Genomic DNA, 20,319 nt, shown 5'->3' on the forward strand with positions numbered 1-20,319 from the left:
CCGATGTGGGAAGATTTGACACGTCTCCCCGTGCTTTTCGACTTGAAAAGCAAGCAAACCTTCCCAAATTCGTCTGCAACCCGCGCTTTCCGCATGCCGGCTGCCATTTACGAAAGCCCTCCAGCAGGCCGATCAAGCAATCTGCCGCCCAGGTGCTACGCGAAGTCCTCTAACAAGTCTGCCAAGCAATCCGCTTTCCAAACGTTACGCGAGACCCTCCAACAGATCAGCCAAGCGATCCGCCGCCTTATCTTGAGCAAGACCACGCGCCGCCTCGTGCATAGCGGCGCGACGCGCAGGGTTCTGCAGCAGGTCCATGAGCTCCTGCTTGAAATCATCGTCATCGATATCCGCATCGGCAAACACCACAGCTGCGCCCGCATCGGTAAGCAGGCGGGCATTGGTCGTTTGATGGTCAGCCGTCGCAAAGGGATAGGGCACGAGAACCGCCGGTACGGCAAGCGCCGCAATCTCGGCAACCGATGAGGCGCCCGCACGCGACAAAACCAGATCGGCGGCAGAGAGCACATCGCCCATGTTGTCGATGTAGTCGCACACACGCCAGCGCTTTGCCTCGTCTTCCGTAAGGTTGAGTGCAGCACATGCGTCCTCGTAACCGCCCTTGCCCGTGGAGTGGACCACATGCAGCCCCTCTACACCCAAAAGCTCGTCTTTGAGTGTGGCGAGGCGCTCGTTGAGATGCTTGGCGCCCAGAGAGCCGCCAAACACAAGGAGCATCGTGGCATCCTCGGGAATGCCCAACGCGGCACGTCCCTGCGCGCGATTTCCGTTGAGCACACTCGTGCGAACGGGGTTGCCCGTGAACTCGATGCGCGTATTCGCACCGGCATGCGATCGCAAAACGTCCTCAGCCCCCGGCTGCCCCATCGCGATGAGGCTTGCAAGTTTCGCTGACTGCTTATTCGCCAAGCCGGACACGGAGTTTTGTTCGTGCAATGCCACAGGGATTCCCAGCTTCGCCGCCGCGCGCACGAGGGGAAGCTCCAAATACGCGCCAAAACCGATTGCGACGTCGGGCATAGGGATGGAGCCGTTTTTGAACTCTCTGACCAGGCGACGCTCTTCCTTCGCCAAACGCACCAATGCAGGCACCAGTGTCCAAGGGCGCTGGCGATCAAACCCTGTCACGTGGATGGGATGAAATGGAAAGCCCGCCTGCGGGACGAGCGTCCCCTCCAAACGACGCGTCTCACCAAAGAAATGCACCTCATGGCCACGATCGCGCAACGCATCGGCAAGCGCAAGCGCCGGATTCACATGTCCCGCAGTTCCCCCAGCGGCAATGGCGACGGTAAGCTTCTTATCGGTCATAGCGATTTCCTCTCGATGATGAACCCGAACGATTGTCGCCCGAGCGGCGCGGACGGGCGGAACGGGTGATGTCGCTGTAATCGACGCGTGTTCGCATGCCATCATGACGCAGGCGACCCGATCCGTCACCATTCAAGTTGATGCGTTCGTACGGCCCCTCCCGCCGCGGGCTTGAACGGCGAAGGCCATCGTCACCCCTGCGTCCGTCCCGAAAAGGCGGAGCGTCAGAGCGCCCGCCGTCAAACACACGGAAACCCGAGGACCTCCGATACGTCGGTTCCGCCTCATCCGAACGCCGCATGGACGCGCGGCTTGAGCGCGTTCTCACGGTACCTGCGGTGCTGCGACCCAAATGCGCCGAAACATCCTCCTGATCATACGGATCGTCGTGCATAACGGAGAAGCCGGCACGACGGCGATCGGCCGCGGTCTCCACGTTGCTTTCCAGCGACACACGTATGATCATGCCCGCCAACATCAAAGACGTTATGACCGACGAACCGCCGTAACTGACAAACGGAAGCGGCTTGCCCGTCATGGGCAGCCAACCGACGATGCCCATGACATTGACGAAAAACTGAATCGCAATCACCAGCGCGCTTCCCATTGCCAGCATCTGCCCATAAAACGTCGGGGAACGCATGGCGATCCTGAAAGCCGCATAAATCATGAGAAGATACACCGCGATGAAGATGAGGGTTCCCACGAAACCGAGTTCCTCACCGATGATGGCGAGGATGTAATCGTTATGCGCTTCGGGAAGATAGTTGTATTTCATCGTGGAGTTGCCGATACCGCGTCCAAACACTCCGCCCGAAGCGAACGCCATGATGGCGAGCGTGGGCTGATAGCCCAAGCCATACGGATCGCTCCATGGATTGAATGCGATCATGAAGCGATTGAAACGATACGGCGCGGCAATGACCAGGATCGCGATTGCGCACAATCCCAAAACGATGGTACCGATAGTCCACCGCCACGAAAGACCGGCAATGAAGAGCATGCAGAACACCGCGGCGAAAATGATGAACGACGTGCCCAAATCAGGTTCGGCAAGAATCAGGACAAGGGTGGAGGCCAACACGATGAGGCCCTGTACGACAAACTCCTGAACCGAAAGCGTCCCGTCTTCATAATGGCTCGCAAAGAGGTTCGCCATGACGAGGATAACCGCGGGCTTCGCCAACTCGGCGGGCTGCAGGTTAAAGAACGGCAGCGGGATCCATCGCGACGCGCCCCAGCTGTCACCACCGGTGCCGATAAACAGCACGGCGAGCAGCAGGACGAGTGTGGCCAACCAGAACGTGCGCGAACCGCTGCGATACATATTCCAGGTGGGGAACCCGCCAAAACGACCCGACATGAATACGACCAACAGCCCGCCAAGCACCATGAAGATGCTCTGGCGAATGAGGTAGTAAAACGCGTTGTCGTTCTCTTTTAGCGACTCGACCGCAGAAGCGGAAAAGACCATGAGCAAACCGAATAGGCAGATACTCACCAGGCAAAAGATGAACACCAAACGGGGGCGCATGATACGTGCGGGCACACCGGCGATGAGCTTTTCACCGATTTCCGAATGGCCCGTGGCGGTGGCATGCAAACGCGAACGTTTCGAAGGACGAGGGGCGCTCTTCGAAGCCGCAGTCGCGGCCTGCTGCTTCACACGCGCCTTCTGCTCTTTGGTCACCTTGCGCTTGGAAGGCTTGGGCGCTTCTACCTGCACGCCTTCCGACGTTGCAGGCGCGGTGCCCTTCTGTGCCTTCTTAGGCGTTTTGTCGGTCCGTTCTGCCACGACGCCCTACTCCTCTACCGCGGACGCAAGCTCCGCCACGTAGGAGCGGAACGCATCCCCGCGCTCTTCAAAACCGCTGAACTCGTCAAACGAAGCGCAAGCCGGCGAGAGCAGCACAAGATCCCCGCGCTGGGCGAGCGACCGTGCGACGTCAACCGCATCACGCAGGTCATCTGCCTCGGCGATATCGATCTCGGAGGCACTGGACGCCTCCTCGAGTGCCTTGCGGAAACGTTCACGTGCGGCGCCGAAGCATACGACACCCGAAACGTTCGCGGCGACTCGCTCCATGAAGTCCTCAAGCGGAGTGTGCTTATCGGCACCGCCAAGCAACAACAAAATACGGCAGTCGGAGAACGCCTCCAGCGCCTTCTCGACCGCATCGGTATTGGTTGCCTTGGAGTCGTTGATGTAGCGCACACCGGAAATCTCGCCCACCGGTTCCAAACGGTGCGGAAGCGGCGCGAATGCGATAAGGCCGGCGCGCACGCCCTCCAGAGAGGCGCCGCACACGAGCGCCGCCGATGCTGCGGCAAGTGCGTTCAGCACGTTGTGGGTGCCGGCGATCTTGAGCTCGTCGACGTGAACAAGCGTGCTCTCCCGCCCTGCAAGGCGAACCACAAGACTGCCGTCGCGCACAAAAGCAGCGTCGGTGCCACCGGCATCGGCAAGGCCGAACTTGAGCACGCGACGACCTGGCATGTAGATGCGCTCGGAAAATGCCGCGATGCCCTCGTCCTCGGCATTGACGATAGCGACATCATGCTCGTCCATATTTTGGAACAGGCGAATCTTCGCCAAAGCGTAGTTCTCGTGCGTATGATGCCATGCAAGATGATCGGGCGTGATGTTGAGCAAAACCGCTGCACGCGGATGCAGCTCACTCGTCGTCGCAATCTGATAGCTGGAAAGCTCGGCGGCAAACCATTCGCCCTCTGCACGATTGTCGACCTCATGGATCGGTGCATTGCCGATGTTGCCCACGGCAACGCACGGCAATCCACCCGATTGCATGAGCCTTGTGATGAGACTCGTCACCGTCGTTTTGCCGTTGGTTCCCGTTACCGCGCACCACCGTTCGGGCGACAGACGATACGAAAACTCGGGCTCCCCCATGATCTCGCCACACACCGCCCGGGCATTGCGGAAAAAGTCGGAGAACTCTGAGATGCCAGGGCTTGCAACACAGATGTCGTAGCTGCCCTCAATCTGTTCAGTCCCGTAAACGAACGTCGCGCCCGCACGTTCAAGTTCGCGCGTACGCTCGGTAGGTTGCGCTTTTGCCCCGCCGTACATCGTCACGGAGGACACGCGCTCGCCCAGATGCGCAACGGCCCACGAGACGACCTCGAGGCCCGTCCCGCCCTGGCCCAACACCAACAACGTAAAGCTATCGGGCAACGGCATATAAGCTCCTAACCCAACTGGAAGAATAGGGCAAGTCCAAGAGCCCCGCACGCTGCGGACACAATCCAAAATCGAATGACGACGGTCGTTTCAGCCCAGCCCTTTTTCTCAAAATGATGATGCAGCGGCGCCATGAGGAACACGCGCTTGCCCGTGGCTTTGAAGCTCACGACCTGAATCATGACCGAAAGGGTCTCGACGATGAACAGCGCGCCGACTACGAGCGAAATGACCTCGGTGTTGGTGAGGATGGCGACGGCCGCAAGGCCACCTCCGAGTGCAAGCGAACCGGTATCGCCCATGAAGATGCTCGCCGGATAGGCGTTGAACCACAAAAAGCCGATGCAGCCGCCGGCACACGACGCGCAGAACATCGCAAGGTTGATGTCATCGCGAATGAAGCAGATGGCAGCCATGACCAGCATGGCCATCATAACCGTACCGCCCGCGAGGCCGTCAAGGCCGTCGGTGAGGTTGACGGCGTTGGACATACCGGCGAGCAGCAGGAACACGAAGATGAGATACAGCCACGGAATCTGGATCTCCATGCCGCCCGCCATGAACGTGGTGGTGAGAATGCCCAGGTCGATGGCAAAACCGCCCGGGAACGCGATAACCGGTTGCACATCGCAGAAGTTGACTGCCAGCACGAAGAACACCACGACAATCAGCGTAAGGCCCGCCATCTTGCCGGAAGGTGTGAGGCCCAGAGAACGGCTCTGCACGACCTTGGTTATGTCGTCGAACAGGCCGAGCGCACCCGTCGCGAGCGTGGCACCGATCGCAAGCAGAAGCTCGAACGTGGGCTTGCACATGATAAGGCACGTGAGCACCACGGCCAGAAGGATCACCACGCCACCCATCGTGGGCGTACCCGCCTTCACCAGATGGCGCTGTGGGCCATCAGCGCGGATCTGCTGGCCGATTCCCTCGATTTTGAGCAGGCGAATCCATAGGGGCATGATGAAACCGGCGATGAGCGCGGCGATGAGAAGTGCCAGGAATACCTGGTAGGTCGGATATTGGGGGTTACCGAACATCAGCACACCTCCTCGACGAAACGATCGAGACCCACGAAACGCGAGCCCTTTACCAACATGAGGTCGTGCTCGCGCAGGAGCTTAGCGTAGCGGTCAATCAGCACATCACAGGAGGAAACGACCTGCACGTCCCCCTCGTCCATGCCCATCATGCGAGCCGCCGCGGCCATCTCCTGGGCAAGCTCGCCGCCCACGCATACCAGCAGGTTGAGCTTTTTAGCGGCCGCATATGCGCCGGTCAGCGCATGCAAACGCGCGGCCTCGTCGCCCTGCTCGCCCATCTCGCCCAAAACGGCGATACGGGCGCCGGTGCACGGCAGGCTCGCAAGCAGGTCCAAACCCGCCGCCATGGATTCGGGGCTGGCGTTGTACGAATCATCGATGACGCGCCCGCCATCTGCGGTGCGGCGAACCTGGGCACGACGACCGGTGAGCTCCAACGCTCCCAACGCCTCGTCGATCTCGGCGCAGGAGACACCCAGACGATGTGCCACCGCAACGGCGAACAGCACGTTGGGGACCGACTGGGCGCCGGCAACGGCGACGTGCGTCCTCAAGGTCGTGCCGTCTTCAAAAGTGATGTCGAACGAGGGATGCCCCTCGTCGTCGAGTTCGACGTGGGCGGCGTAGACATCGTCATCGATCGAAGTGCCCGCAAGCACGACGTCGACATTCGCAGGCTGGGCAAAGCGCTCGATGATGTACGGGGTGAAATCGTCCTCGCCGTGCAGCACGAGCGTGGGACGGCAATCCGCCGTACCCGAGGCCATGCCCGAGATGATCTCGGCCTTGGCGCAGGCGATGTTCTCCCGGCTACCCAGCATGCCGATATGCGAGGTGCCGACCTTGGTGATGACGGCAAATGTGGGCTGGGCGCATGCGGCGAGGCGCTCGATCTGACCGGCACCGTCCATGCCCATTTCGAGCACGAGGACCTGCGTATCGGCAGGCGCCGAAAGGATGGTGAGCGGCAGGCCGATCAGGTTGTTATAGTTGCCACGCGTCGCGTGTACGCGATACCGCTTGGCAAGCAAGGCGGAAAGCACGTCCTTCGTGGTGGTCTTGCCGATGGAGCCCGTCACGCCGATAACGGTACATCCCAGACGTGCACGGTAGTCTTTCGCCAGACGCAGCAAGAACTCGGTGGGGTCATCGCACGTCAAAACGGCGCAGCCGTGCTCGGCAGCCAGGGAAAGCAGCTCTTCAGAAGGCTCGACGGTGAGCACCACGCACGCGGCACCCGCCTCGATCGCCTTGGGCGCAAACGCGTTGCCATCCACGCGCTCACCGGGAAACGCGACGAAGATAGCGTCCTTCCCCACTTCTCGAGAATCGATTGCACAACCGCGACACACGCGCTCGGCCGCCCCGACATGGAGCGCGGCGCCCGTCGCGCGCACAAGATCTTGCACTGCTATTTCAACCATACGGCGTATCCTCCCGTGTGCGTTCACTGCAATCTGTCATGGTAGCGCGATAAGCCTCCGATATCGTGCAGGGCGTGTGGACAATAGGCGCATCCGCCGCATCCGCCCTTAGCGCGTCGGCTTGATGCCGAGCGTGGGCAGCGCCGTTTCCATCACCGTCTTGAACACCGGCGTGGCGGCGTACGACTGAGCCGCCGTTCCGTCGAGCGTCACGTAGCACATCACGCGCGGATCAATCGTCGAAACGAATCCCAAGAAAGAAGCCATGTTGTTGTTCTCCTGGTAACCCGTTCCGTCCTCGCCCGCACGCTGTGCGGTGCCGGTCTTTCCCGAAACCTCATACCCGGGAACCTGGGCGAGCTCACCCGTTCCCTCATCGACAACCGTGCGCATCATATCGGCGAGCGTCGCGGCGGTCTCTTCGCTTATCGCGCGCTCCTCGCCATCGGTCCAATCGACCTCCTCGCCCGCACGCATCTTGAGAAAATGCGGAGTGGTCATAACGCCCTTGTTCGCGATACTGCTCATCGCGCGCACCACCTGCACGGGCTCGACGGCAAGCGACTGTCCAAACGACATCGAAGTCACGCTTGCACCGTCGTACTCATCGCGCTCTTTGATAATGCCCAGGGATTGTCCTGGGAAGTCGATGCCCGAGGACTCACCGAACTTAAAGCGCTTGATCACGCTCTCGTCAAAGTTATCCGCACCGATGCGCTCGCCCACCAACACCATGCCGGTGTTTGATGAACGACGAAGAATCTCGCGAATGTCCATGTCCATGGCAAAATCGCGTTTATCGACGTCGTACACCTCGTCGTCGCCCGACATGACCATGGGGGGCACGTTGAAGGAGGTCGTGGCCGTAATGGCGCCCGCCTCGATACCGCCGGCGACCACCAGGGGCTTGAACACCGAACCGGGCTCATACACGTCGGTCACGACGCGCAGGTTCAAATCGGCATTGGAGGCATGCTCGAGATCGTTCTGGTCATAGGTGGGGTACGAGCACGCGGCGAGAATCTCACCGGTAGTGGGGTCGGTCACGATGACGGAACCGTACTTTGCCGCCACGCGCTCCACCGCATCGGCGATGGCTTCCTCGGCGGCGCGCTGGATATTGACGTCGAGCGTGAGTACGATGTCCATGCCGTCCTGCGCGGGAACCTTCTTGTACGCACCGCCGGCAATGAACGAACCGTCACGGGCGCGCTCACGTGACAGAGAGCCGTCCGTGCCCGTCAGCACCTCATCGTAGTAATATTCAAGACCCGAGACGCCCGCGTTGTCCACGTTGACGATGCCCAAAACCTGCGAGGCGAGGTTGTCGTAAGGGTATACGCGCTTGATGGAGGGCTCGAACTCGATACCGGAAATATTCATATCCGCGAGAATCTGCGCGTCCTCCTCGTCGACCTGACGCTTGACGTAGACGAACGTCGTATCGCGATCGACCAGCTCTTCCACATAATCCCTGTCAACACCGAGCACGTCCACCAGTGCGTCAATCGCCTTCTTGCGCTGCTTCTTTTTGATGAGCTGCGGATTCACATATACGTTTTCGCACTCGACGCTCGACACCATAACGTTGCCGTTGCGATCGTAGATGGTTCCACGATGAGCGTAGAGCTTTTGACTCGAAAGACGACGGGCATTTGCCTCTGCTCGAAAATCATCGGCCTTGATGATCTGAAAATAGGCCAAACGTCCGGCAACTGCGACGCCAGCAGCGCCAAGAAGACCCGTCACAAATGTATGCCTGGAAATCGGCTCGCCGGAAACGTCCGTATGGAGCGCCGAACCCTTGGATCGCGACGCACGTGCCGAACGCCCGGATGCCTCCGAGCGTCGATCACGGCGAGTGTTGTTCCTATTTGAAGCCATGGTACGCGCCTAACGCGCAACAGCCGAAGTACCCGCAGAGACGTACTCGGTGAAGTCAAGCGTCACGCCACCCTCGGCGGCAACCATGCCATAACCCTCGGCCAAATCGCGGATGCGCGTGGGAGACCCATACACCGAGCGCATGACCTCGAGCTCGGAGCTCTGCTCCTGGGCGGTGGTGAGCTCGTTCGAAAGCGTGGCAGCATTGTTGAGGACAGCCGTCGTCGCACCGGCAAGCGTCACGCGGAAGAGACCGAGCACGATGAACATCGCCACTAAGACGGCGGCGACCTTCATGCAGTACGTGAAACGAGGAGAGACATCCTGGTTCGCCTCGCGACCATTGCCGACGACGACATCGAAATTGGGGCGCGGTGCCTGCTGATACGCAGGCGCGGCCATGCGAAGAGCGGGAAGGTCGGGCTGGATATCATAGGCATATGCTGCGTTTGAAGTGTGGTAACCCATGATATGCAGCCCCTCCTTCCGAGCGTGTGGTGTGTTTAAGCTACGTTGCGGAAGTTTGCTGCAAAGACACGAAGGAGCTAGAGGCGCTCGGCCGTGCGAATCTTGGCAGACCTCGCGCGGGGATTGCGTGCGACCTCCTCGGTCGTCGCAACCAACGGTTTGCGGGTGATGACCTTGACTATCGGCACATTTCCGCACACGCACACCGGAATATCCGGCGGGCACGTGCACCCTTGGGACAGCTCCTGGAACAGGCGCTTGACGATGCGATCCTCCAGGGAGTGATACGAGATGACGCAGACGCGCCCTCCCGGATTAAGCCAGCGGATCGAAGCCTCAAGACCTTGCTTGAGCACATCGAGCTCATGATTGACCTCGATGCGAATCGCCTGAAAGCTGCGCTTGGCCGGATGACCTCCATGTCGACGCGCCGCCGCGGGTATGCCCGCTTTGATGACGTCGACGAAGTCACCCGTGGTGCGAAGCGGCGTCGTTGCGCGCCTCCGCACGATCTCTCGCGCGATCTGAGAGGCGAACTTCTCCTCTCCGTAGATGCGAAGAATCCGGGCGAGGTCGGCTTCGTTGTAGGTGTTCAAGACCTCAGCTGCGTTTAGGGTGTTTGTTCCCGGATCCATACGCATGTCAAGTGGGGCATCCTCGTTGTACGAGAACCCCCTTCCAGGGATATCAAGTTGCGGGCTCGAAACGCCCAGATCAAACAGGAATCCATCGACGCCGGGCACCTCTGCCTTGCACAGGAGCTCGTCCAAGTCCCCAAAGTTACCTTTGAGGAGCTTGCGCGGTGTTTGCGGGGCTTCGATACCGAGTCGCTCCCCCGCTGCCGCGAGCGCCATGTCGTCCTGATCGATTCCGAGCAGCAGGCCCTCCTGCCCGACCTGCGCGGCCATCCGTACGGAATGTCCAGCGCCGCCGAGCGTGCAATCGCACACGACAGAGCCGCTTTGCAGGTTCAACTGCTCGAGCACTTCTTGGAGCATGACGGGTTCATGCCGATATTCAGGTGTCAACGTACCTGCGTCCATGTTCGCATCCATGAGGCGACCTCAAGACTATCCGAAGAAGTCTGCGGCAAGGTTCTCGGTGGCGGCAAGGCGATCGGCGAGCTTCTCGCGATCCCAGATCTCGAGGCGGTCGCCGTTACCGACAACCGACACCTCATGATCAAGGCCCGATTTCACACGCGCAGCCTCAGGGATGCTGATGCGGGAGGCGGAGTCTATTTTGAGTTCAATTGCCTCGCCGTTCAGCTTTCCTTTCATGAAACGGTGGGTGGGATCGAGCGGATTGTATCCACCCTTCGCCATGAACACCGAATCAAGCCACTCCTTGAACGTGTCCTCGGTGAACACGTACACGGCATCGACTTCCCTTTCGGGAGCAGAGATGACCTTGAGCCTGCACCCATCAAAAGCGCCCTTAAAGGCGGGAGGCAGCGAAAGACGGCCCTTCTCATCGAGATTTCGATCGTAAGTACCGGTCAAATACACTGGCTCGCACCCCCTTAGGCTTACTCGTGGGTACATGCGGGAGCCACCCCGCTGTCGACGCATTTCATTTTATGGTTCAGAGTCCCCTTGCGCAACATTTTTTCCCATTTTCTCCCCCAGCTTCCCCTGACGGTACAATTGGGAGCATGGACGGTTACGAACGGTTGTTTGGAGGGACACAATATCTTGTGTCGAGGCCCTCAACGCGCACCCAAGTCGCTCTCGCCAACTGGGACGCAGGGCCATGTGAAATCAATGCCCCACATGCAACGGATTGTGTTCAGCGTGTGATGAAATCCGTCAGGGAGCCGTGGAGCCGCGCCGCGAAAGCCGTCACGCGCGCGGATGGGCGGCCAGGTAAACCTCACGCAGCTGCGTACGGTCGAGATGCGTGTAAATCTGCGTCGTAGAGATGTCGGAATGCCCCAATATCTCCTGCAACACACGCAGATCGGCACCGCCTGCGAGCATATGCGTCGCAAAAGAATGACGCAGAGTATGAGGGTGAAGTCCCTCGATTCCCGCCGCACGTCCATAGCGCTCGCACAGGGTGTGGACGCTTTGGCGCGACAGGCGCGTTCCACGCGCGTTGAGAAACACCGCGGAGCCCTGGTTTCCTAAGCGTGCATGCGAGAGCAGCTCGTCGCGGGCCCCGCCTGTTAGATAGGTGTTCATGGCGCGCCGTGCCGCACCGGAAATGGGAACCAGACGCTCCTTAGAGCCTTTACCCACCACGCGTAGAAACTCCTCATCAAGATACACGTCATGCGTATCGAGTCCGGTAAGCTCGCTCACGCGCAGGCCACAGCCATACAGCACCTCGAGCACCGCGTGGTCGCGCTCACCCGCCGCCGTATCGGGAAACCGCTGCTCCAGCAAGGCGGTCGCCTCGTCGATACTGATGAACTCCGGAAGATGCTCGGCGGTTTTGGGAAGGCGAATCGTCGAAGTGGGGTGCGTATTGGATAGCCCCTCGCGCACCATGAAGCGATGGAGCCCCTTGACGGCGGACAGCGCCCGGTTGACCGAGGTGTCCGCCGCTCCAGCATCACGTTTTGCCGCGACGAAGTCCTCTACGTCGCGACGCGTCACCTCATCGGGGGCATCAATCTGACGTTCGGAAAGAAACGCGAGGTAGGCATCGAGGTCGCGACGGTAGGCCGCAATGGTGTTGTCGGCGAGATTGCGCTCAACCGCCACGTGGTTTAGGTATTCAACGCAGCATTGCTCCAGCTCAGTTGCCACCGACCGCTATCCCTCCCCCGTCGTCGTACGCCTCAACCAACCATACCACGTACAACAATGCGTTAAGGCCTATTCGGCAAGGGCGAATTCACATGCAGCGCGAACGAACTCGCGGAACAGCGGATGGGGTTTCGTGGGACGACTCTTGAACTCGGGGTGCGCCTGCGTGGCAACAAACCAAGGATGCATCGAAGGCGGCAACTCGACCATCTCGACGAGCGAACCATCGGGACTCGTTCCAGAAACCACCAGCCCCGCGCGCTCAAGGTCCGCACGATAGGCATTATTGAACTCATAACGATGGCGATGGCGCTCATACACGAGCCCCTCCCCATAAGCCGCACGCGCAAGCGTGCCTTCCGCGAGCTCGCAGGGATACGCACCCAAACGCATCGTGGCGCCCATGTCAACCACATCAATCTGTTCGTTCAACAGGGCAATCACGGAGTGCGGACCGTCCGGATCGAACTCGGAAGAGCTTGCGCCGGTCAAGCCCAGCACGTCGCGCGCGAACTCGCACACCGCCACCTGCATACCCAGGCAAAGCCCCAGATACGGAATCTTGTGCTCACGGGCGTAGCGCGCCGCCAAGATCTTGCCGTCAAAAGCGCGTTTGCCAAAACCGCCGGGAACGAGGATGCCCGCGGCATCGCCCAGCACGGCATTCACGTTCTCCGACGTGAGCGCCTCGCCGTCCACCAGCTCGACATCCACATGGCGGTCGAGGTTGGTCCCCGCATGGTGCAGCGCCTCGATGACCGAGAGGTATGCATCGGGCAGCTGCGTGTACTTGCCCACGAGCGCGATCTTCACACGCTCTGCCTGCGCCTCGGCATGGTTCTTCTTAGCGAGGAACTCGTCCCACGCGCTCATGTCGCGCTCGCGCGGGTCGAGGCCCAAGATCTCGCAGACGCGCAAATCAAAATCCTGATCGGCCATCATGCGAGGCACGTCATAGATGGACGGGGCGTCTTCGCACGTGAACACATGCTCCATATCCACATCGGTGAAATGGGCGATCTTCGAGCGCACGGCATCGTCGATGTGATGATCGCTGCGCAGCACGATGATGTCGGGCTGGATGCCAAAGCTGCGGAGCTCCTTGACAGAGTGCTGGGTGGGCTTGGTTTTAACCTCATGGGCTGCGGAGATATACGGTACGAGCGAGACGTGGATGTAACAGACGTTCTCGGCGCCGGCATCTTTTTTGTATTGGCGGATGGCCTCGACGAAGGGCTGGCCTTCGATATCGCCGATGGTACCGCCGAGCTCCGTGATGACCACATCAGCTTTGAGCTGCTCCTCGACGTTGCGGAACTTGTCCTTGATGGCGTTGGTCACATGCGGGATCACCTGCACGGTGCCACCGAGGAAGTCGCCGTGGCGCTCGCGGGCGATAAGGCTCTGGTAGATCGCGCCCGTGGTGAAATTCGAATCGCGCGTGAGGTTCTCGTCAATGAAACGCTCGTAATGGCCCAAGTCAAGATCGCTCTCGTAGCCGTCCTCGGTCACGAAGACCTCGCCGTGTTGGAACGGGCTCATGGTTCCCGGATCGACGTTCAGATACGGGTCGGCCTTTTGCATGGTCACCTTGTAGCCGCGCGCCTTGAGCAGGCACCCGAGTGAAGCTGCCGTGATTCCCTTACCGAGTGAACTTACTACTCCGCCAGTTACAAAAATGTGCTTGGTCATTGCGTTTACCTGCGATTCCCGTCGAAGTTACAACTCTTCTACGGGATTTCAGTGTAGCACTCACCCATTTCGCCGAAAGGATTTTCTTTCAGTTCACGCGCCCGAAACGAAACGGCGCCCCGTCCGAAAACAGGGCGCCGCGGGTCTTCAATGGGACGATGTGCTGCGTGGAATCAGCGGTGGTAATACCCGCTGCGCTCGAACTTGGGCTCGCAGCACACGTTGATGCCGAGCTTTTTGAGCAGCGCCTCATCGGTGCTCGAGATGATCACCGAGAAGAACGCGTCGCAGCCGCGCAGCTTGGGCAGACCCGCGAGCACGCGTGCGGCGATCTCGCTCGTCGCCGACGTAATGGAAAGCGCGATGAGCGTCTCGTCCGGATGCAGGCGTGGATTCACGCTGCCGAGCGACGTCGTCTTGAGCTTGCTGATGGGTTCGATCGCATCGTTGGAAATGACCTCGAGCTCCATGTCGACGCCCGTCACGGCCTTGAGCGCGTTCATGAGAAGCGAGCTCGCCGCACCAAGGCGCGTGGACGTCTTGCCCGTCACCACCGCGCCATCAGGCAGGACCATGGCACCCGCGGGCGACCCGGTCGTCTCCTCCTTGAGCAAGGCGGCCGAACGCGCAGGCGAGTAGTCCTTGGTCACGCCGCCCTTGCGCATGATCGCCTTCAGGCGGTCAACCAAATCCTGACCCGTACCCGTGCGCTTGACCTGCGTGGATGCCGCGAAGTAGCGACGGACGATCTCCATATTGGAAGCCTCGCGGCACGCCTCGTCGTCCGTGATGGAGTAACCCACCATGTTCACGCCCATGTCGGTCGGGCTCTGATACGGACTCTCCCCCAATATCTTCTCCATCAGGGCTTTGACCACCGGGAACGCCTCGACGTCGCGGTTGTAGTTGACCGTGGTCTCGCCATAGGCCTCCAAGTGGAAGGAGTCGATGATGTTCGCGTCGTCAAGATCGGCCGTTGCGGCCTCATACGCCGTGTTCACCGGGTGTGTGAGTGGGAGATTCCACACCGGGAAGGTCTCGAACTTGGCGTAGCCGGCCGCCACGCCGCGCTTGTGCTCGTGGTAGAGCTGCGAAAGGCAGGTGGCGAGCTTGCCGGAGCCGGGACCGGGGGCCGTCACGACCACGAGCGGGCGCTCGGTCTCAACGAACTCGTTTTTGCCGTAGCCGTTCTCGCTCACGATGAGGTCGATGTCATGCGGGTAGCCCTCGATGGGATAATGCAGTTTGCACGGGATACCCAACATGGAAAGGCGCTGGCGGAACAGGTCCGCCGCGGGCTGACCGGAGTACTGGGTCATGACCACGGCCGCGATTTTGAAGCCGTTGGAGCGGAAGATGTCGGCCAGGCGCAAGACATCCTCGTCGTAGGTGATTCCGAGGTCGCCGCGCGCCTTGTTCTTCTCAATATGGTTGGCGTTGATGGCGACAATGATCTCGACGTCGTCGGACAGGCTCTTGAGCATGCGGAACTTGCTGTCGGGTTCAAATCCGGGAAGCACGCGGCTCGCATGGTAATCGTCGAAGAGCTTGCCGCCGAACTCCAGGTAGAGCTTACCGCCAAATTGCGCGATGCGCTCCTTGATGTGTGCGGCTTGACTTTCGATGTACTTCTCGTTGTCGAACCCTTGGCGCATGCGCTTCCCCTCTTCCGATATGCCCCGACGGTACCCGAGTAAGTCTAACGTTCGCTTCGCACATCGCCCGCGTCAATTGACTGCATCCATGCGATGTACGCATTGGGATAGCGACTGCAGAGCGGCCGCCCTGCGCGAAGACCCTCGATATCGCAAACCCGGTAGTTTTTCGGCATTTCACCCTTTTTTAGAGCTCATAAATACCTAAAACATACCGGGTTTTGTGCGGTTCGGCACGTCATCTGGTGCGGCTCCCGAAAAGAAACCGCATCTTCGAAGCGTCTGCGCGCCTAGTCGAACTCGGCCAAAGCCTCGCCGAGCAGGCCGAGGCCCTTCTTGAGCGCGTCAGGCTGCGCGCAGTAGCCCAAACGGGCGCCGCACGGCAGCTCAAAGCGGCTGCCGGGGACGAGCAGCACACCGCGCTCGTCGAGCAAACGCAAGCAGAAGTCCTCGTCGCGCTCGGGGATATCGAAGCGGATGAACGACGTCGAGACGCCCTTGGGCGGAATCCACGAAACGCGCGGCTGGCTGTCAATCCAAGCCTGGGCGATCTCGCGGTTGCCAAAGACGATCTCGCGGTTGCGATCGAGAATCTTGTCGCGATGGCGCAGCACATAGGTGGCAAGGGCGTCGTTGAACACACCGCCGCAAATCATGGTGTAGTCACGATAGGTGCGAATAGCGTCGGACACCTCATCGTCCGCAATGACCCAGCCGCAGCGAGCCGCAGGCACCGAGTAGGTCTTCGACACGGAGTTCGTCACGATGGAGTGCTCGTACACGTCGATCATCGACTTGAAGTTCTCAGTGTTCTCAAGCGGCAAGTAGACCTCGTCGCTCAAGACGTAGGCACCCACACTCGAGGCGATCTCGGCGATCTGCTCGAGCATCTCCTTGTCGAGCACCGCGCCGACGGGGTTCGACGCGTTGTTGATGCAAATGAGGCGCGTGTTGGGACGCACAAGGCGGCGCAGCTCCTCGATGTCGGGCATCCAGCCCAGCTCCTCGTGGATCTGCCAGTACTCGACCTCGGCGCCAAGCGTACGCGGAATCTCATACAGCGGCGCATACGTGGGCCATTCGGCGATCACATGGTCGCCCGGACGCACAACCGCCATGAGCGCGTTGAGGTTCGCGCCGGTGCAGCCGTTGGTCTGCAGGATATTGCGCGGGTTGATCTCGTGCTCGTACAGCTTGGCGACCTCGGCCTTGAAATCGGGAGATCCCTCAATCCAGCCGTAGTTCATCTTCTCGCGATCGAGCTGCTCGTAGAACGTGGCACCGTCGGCCTCGTCAAGCGCACGCAGCTCGCCCATGGTCAGCGAGGCAATCGTCGACTGGGCGATATCCCACGTCGCATCCATCTCATGAACGTTCAGCCAGTCCTCAACACCGATAATTGGAATATCCATGTTTAGTCCTTCCTTTGGGTCGTACTCAAAAGAAACAGTTGCCGTCCCACCATGCGGCGGAGCGAAAGCGGGGCAACTCCCCCGTCGAACGCCTGTCGACGCACCACGCAGGTGAGGCGCGTCAACAGGCGGCCTTACAACTTAGAAAACAGGGATGATGCCCATGAAGGTCATCGGGATGGAGATGATGCCGAGCAGGGAGATAACCATGATGAAGGCCCAATCACGTCCGTTGAGCTTCTCACCGATCTCTCCACGGGCCTGCTTGTAGAAGAAGAAGCCGGGGATGTAACCCAGGCAGGCGAGCAGCAGGAAGCCCCAGCCGGTCATCAGAACGCCGACGACCTGGAACAGCAGGGCGAGAATGCCGAAGGCCATCTGCAGGCCCTCGCCGTTCTCATGGGAAAGCTTGACCTGATACGCGGCAGCATAAGCCCAGGTGATCACGATGGTGACGGTGCACATGGAAATTGCGAAGGTGTAGGCATCGGCCGCGAACGTGGCGATGATGATGAACAACTCGGTAAGGACACCGACGATGATGAGGGCCATCTGGGGAGCGCCCTTGACGTTCATCTTATTCCAGGATGCGGGCAGCAGATGATGCTCGCTCATCATCGAGGAAGTCTCGGCCGGAAGCATGGTGAAGGACAGCCAGGAACCGCACACGGAGACGATGATCGCCCAGGAAATGAAGGCGCCGCCCCAACCGGGGGCCATGTACTCGAGAACGGTAATCGTTGCGGGCTTGGGAGCGGCGACGAGGTCGGCGTAATCCATAACGCCGTAAGGGATGATGGAAGCGCCGATGTAGAGCGCGAGCAGCACGAACAGGCCGAGCACGGTAGCGGTGCCAACCTCGCTGCGACGGCGAGCGCGGTTGGACATGACGGATGCGCCCTCGATACCGATGAAGGCCCACATGAGGATCAGCACGCACTGGATAACCTGGTTGACGACATCTCCCAGTTCATACTCGTTTGCAGCCATGATAACGGCGTTGCGCTCAAGAGTGCCCCAGAAGTCGGCGGTGAACACGCCGGCGTTGAAGCACATGATGGAGAAGCCGATGAACACGAGGATGGCGGCGATCTTGACGACCATGACGACGGCGTTCAGGAACGCGGCGCTCTCGACACCGTTGATGACGAGCAGGGTGATGCCCCACAGGACGAGCGACACGATGATGACGCCGCCCACGGCGGGGTTGCCCGTCGCAGGATCAGAGAACACGCCGGGAAGGATGCCGCCAAGGCAGTACTCGCTACCGAGCACCTGAGCGACCATGGTGCCGAAACCGACGTTGCCCAGCCATGCGGAGAGCCAGTAGCCCCATCCGGAGATGAAGCCATGGAATACGCCGAAACCCTCTTCGGCGTACGCGCAGATACCATCGAGCTCAGGGCGCTTGGAGCCCACGTTCGCGATGGACAGCGCAAGGAACAGGAAGCCAGCACCGCAGACGGCCCACGCAATGAGCGCGGCACCGGGCGATGCGACGTTGGCAAGCTGACCGGTCAAGGCGAAGACGCCCGAACCGATGCAGGACGAAACGACCAAACCGATTAAACCGAAAAAGCCGACGCCCTTCGGATTGTCAACAGGAGTGTCATGCGACGACATACACGTTCCTCCAATTGGTAGTTGAGATTACAGGAGCGTTTTTCGAAACACGCTGATTGGAGCGGTTTCAAACGTTATCGTGCAAAACTGCTCGACGCCCAAGCTGGAGAGCAAACAGCACGCCGCCAAGGGCGAAAAAGAAGTCGGCCCCTCTTGCGCACGGAAACAAGAGGGGCCAAGCCGGGGTCTCAGACGGTTGCCGGAAACGACAACCGGCTGGACATCATGGAAGCGGCCATCGGCTCGCCGGATTACCGCGGGCCCAGACGATGGCCACGTCACATTACGGGACGATAACCATGCAAGCCACGGTCAGGATGATCATGCAGACGAGCGTCAGAGCAACGATCAACTTCATCGCGAACTTGAGCCAGGTGGTCCACTCGATCTTGGCAAGTGCGAGACCGCCCATGATTGCGCCGGAGGTCGGGGTGAACAGGTTCACGACACCGATAGCGGCGGAGAAGATCATGACCATGACCTCAGGCGAGAAGCCGAGGCGAACGGCCAGCGGTCCCATGATGGGCATGGACACAGTAGCCATGCCAGAGGTCGAAGGAATGAGGAAGGACAGGCCGAAGTACACCAGGAAGCTCATGGGAGCGAAGACGATGCCGGAAAGGCCAGCGAGGGCGTTGGCGGCAGCGTCAAGGACGTAGAGGTCCAGACCGGTGGAGGCCATGAGGACGGAAATGCCGCGGGCGAGGGCGATAACGAGAACGACGGACATCATGTCGGCGGCGCCGTTGATGAACGTGCTCACGATCTCCTTCTCGGACAGGCCACCGACGATACCGATAATGATGGCCATGATGAAGAACCAGGTGGAAGCCTCGTCGAAGTACCACTGGCCAATGGGATAGCCGGTGATGATGGCGGACCAGCCGAGCGTGATGGCGTTACCGTCGGCATCATAGGTGGCGCCCATGTCGAAGAAGTTGGCGACGCCCTCGTTGAGGTCGGCCAGAGGGATGAAGCCGACGATCATGACGACGAACGTGAAGGCGAAGATCCACAGAACGGCCTTCTGACGACCCGTGAGGGTGACGTCCTTGGCGGCCTCGGCAGCAGCGGCGCCGTGAGCCTCTTCGGCGTCCTGGAGCTCCTGCATCGACAGGATGGTCGAGCCCTTGTCAGCCTTGACCTTCTTGGCGTAGCTCATGACGTAGAAGATGGAGAGGGCGGTCGTGACGACCGTGAGGAGCGCACCAAGACCGATGATGATGGACTGGTTGACCTCGATGCCCTGAGAGGAGAGAGCGTCAACGGCAGCGCCGACGGCGAACGGGTTGACCGTGGAGCCGAGGCAGCCGCAGCCAGCGCCCAGAAGAACGGTCGCAGCGCCGACCATGGGGTCGAAGCCAGCAGCCATCATCGTGGCAGCGAGCAGGGCGTAGAACGGAACGGTCTCCTCGCACATGCCATAGGAGGTACCGCCCAGGGCGAAGATGCACATGAGCACCGGGATGATCATGATCTCGTTGCCCTTGAGCTTCTTCACGAGGACAGCGATGCCGTTATCCAGGGCGCCGGTCTCGGTCATCATGCCGAGGAAGCCGCCGAGGATCAGAACGAACAGACAAACGGAGATGGCGTCCTGGAAGCCGCGCACGGGAGCCATGAAGAAGTCATCAAGGCGAGCGGCGGTAACGTCGGGCGTCGAGCCAGAAACGATTACGGTAACGATGGCGACAATGGCCAGAAGCAGTAGAAGAATGGTGAACGATGAAGGCATACCACGCTTTTTCTTCGCGGTCTCAGTCATGGTTCTCATCCCCCCTTCCTTTTTTGAGGCGATCCCGCCCACATTCGGGCTTTCCGTGCCGTGCAT

At 60.2% G+C, this 20,319-nt stretch carries 15 protein-coding genes; all 15 read right to left on the reverse strand.

Features of this window, described 5'->3' with window-relative positions:
- Positions 1 to 204: 204 nt before the first annotated feature.
- Complete coding sequence (murG, locus tag C1711_RS02405) at positions 205 to 1,332, reverse strand: undecaprenyldiphospho-muramoylpentapeptide beta-N-acetylglucosaminyltransferase (RefSeq protein ID WP_102337626.1); 1,128 nt, start codon at positions 1,330 to 1,332, stop codon at positions 205 to 207.
- Complete coding sequence (gene ftsW / locus C1711_RS02410) at positions 1,322 to 3,127, reverse strand: putative lipid II flippase FtsW (protein WP_102337627.1); 1,806 nt, start codon at positions 3,125 to 3,127, stop codon at positions 1,322 to 1,324. The genes murG and ftsW overlap by 11 nt, the downstream gene beginning before the upstream one ends.
- Positions 3,128 to 3,133: 6 nt before the next feature.
- Positions 3,134 to 4,534: a UDP-N-acetylmuramoyl-L-alanine--D-glutamate ligase gene (murD, locus tag C1711_RS02415; protein ID WP_102337628.1), complete on the reverse strand. Its 1,401-nt coding sequence runs from the start codon at positions 4,532 to 4,534 to the stop codon at positions 3,134 to 3,136.
- An 8-nt stretch (positions 4,535 to 4,542) separates the two neighbouring features.
- A complete protein-coding gene (gene mraY / locus C1711_RS02420) occupies positions 4,543 to 5,574 on the reverse strand; it encodes a phospho-N-acetylmuramoyl-pentapeptide-transferase (RefSeq protein WP_102337629.1) in 1,032 nt (343 codons plus the stop codon).
- Positions 5,574 to 7,001 (reverse strand): UDP-N-acetylmuramoyl-tripeptide--D-alanyl-D-alanine ligase, encoded by a 1,428-nt coding sequence (locus C1711_RS02425; RefSeq protein ID WP_102337630.1) that lies wholly within the window; start codon positions 6,999 to 7,001, stop codon positions 5,574 to 5,576. The genes mraY and C1711_RS02425 overlap by 1 nt, the downstream gene beginning before the upstream one ends.
- Before the next feature lie 108 nt (positions 7,002 to 7,109).
- On the reverse strand, positions 7,110 to 8,750 hold the full coding sequence (locus C1711_RS02430; protein WP_234346184.1) for a peptidoglycan D,D-transpeptidase FtsI family protein: 1,641 nt from the start codon (positions 8,748 to 8,750) through the stop codon (positions 7,110 to 7,112).
- Positions 8,751 to 8,894: 144 nt separating this feature from the next.
- Positions 8,895 to 9,353, reverse strand: a complete 459-nt coding sequence (locus tag C1711_RS02435) for a hypothetical protein (protein WP_102337632.1) — start codon at positions 9,351 to 9,353, stop codon at positions 8,895 to 8,897.
- A gap of 77 nt (positions 9,354 to 9,430) precedes the next feature.
- Complete coding sequence (gene rsmH, locus C1711_RS02440) at positions 9,431 to 10,396, reverse strand: 16S rRNA (cytosine(1402)-N(4))-methyltransferase RsmH (RefSeq protein ID WP_102337633.1); 966 nt, start codon at positions 10,394 to 10,396, stop codon at positions 9,431 to 9,433.
- Positions 10,397 to 10,423: 27 nt separating this feature from the next.
- Positions 10,424 to 10,861: a division/cell wall cluster transcriptional repressor MraZ gene (locus tag C1711_RS02445; protein WP_102337634.1), complete on the reverse strand. Its 438-nt coding sequence runs from the start codon at positions 10,859 to 10,861 to the stop codon at positions 10,424 to 10,426.
- 333 nt (positions 10,862 to 11,194) lie between these two features.
- The gene (locus C1711_RS02450) at positions 11,195 to 12,106 is read right to left on the reverse strand and encodes a site-specific tyrosine recombinase XerD (RefSeq protein ID WP_102337635.1); all 912 of its coding nucleotides are present in this window, start codon (positions 12,104 to 12,106) and stop codon (positions 11,195 to 11,197) included.
- Between the two features lie 69 nt (positions 12,107 to 12,175).
- On the reverse strand, positions 12,176 to 13,798 hold the full coding sequence (locus C1711_RS02455) for a CTP synthase (RefSeq protein ID WP_102337636.1): 1,623 nt from the start codon (positions 13,796 to 13,798) through the stop codon (positions 12,176 to 12,178).
- A 173-nt stretch (positions 13,799 to 13,971) separates the two neighbouring features.
- Positions 13,972 to 15,453 carry a DUF1846 domain-containing protein gene (locus tag C1711_RS02460; protein WP_102337637.1) on the reverse strand — a complete coding sequence of 494 codons (1,482 nt, stop codon included), beginning with the start codon at positions 15,451 to 15,453 and terminating at the stop codon, positions 13,972 to 13,974.
- 290 nt (positions 15,454 to 15,743) lie between these two features.
- Entirely contained in the window at positions 15,744 to 16,865 is a 1,122-nt protein-coding gene (locus C1711_RS02465) for an aminotransferase (RefSeq protein WP_102337638.1), read from the reverse strand.
- A gap of 141 nt (positions 16,866 to 17,006) precedes the next feature.
- Positions 17,007 to 18,488, reverse strand: a complete 1,482-nt coding sequence (locus tag C1711_RS02470) for an amino acid permease (RefSeq protein ID WP_102337639.1) — start codon at positions 18,486 to 18,488, stop codon at positions 17,007 to 17,009.
- A gap of 283 nt (positions 18,489 to 18,771) precedes the next feature.
- Entirely contained in the window at positions 18,772 to 20,262 is a 1,491-nt protein-coding gene (locus tag C1711_RS02475) for a YfcC family protein (RefSeq protein WP_407641520.1), read from the reverse strand.
- Positions 20,263 to 20,319 lie beyond the last annotated feature (57 nt).

The organism is Collinsella provencensis, assembly GCF_900199705.1.
GTDB classification, from domain to species: domain Bacteria; phylum Actinomycetota; class Coriobacteriia; order Coriobacteriales; family Coriobacteriaceae; genus Collinsella; species Collinsella provencensis.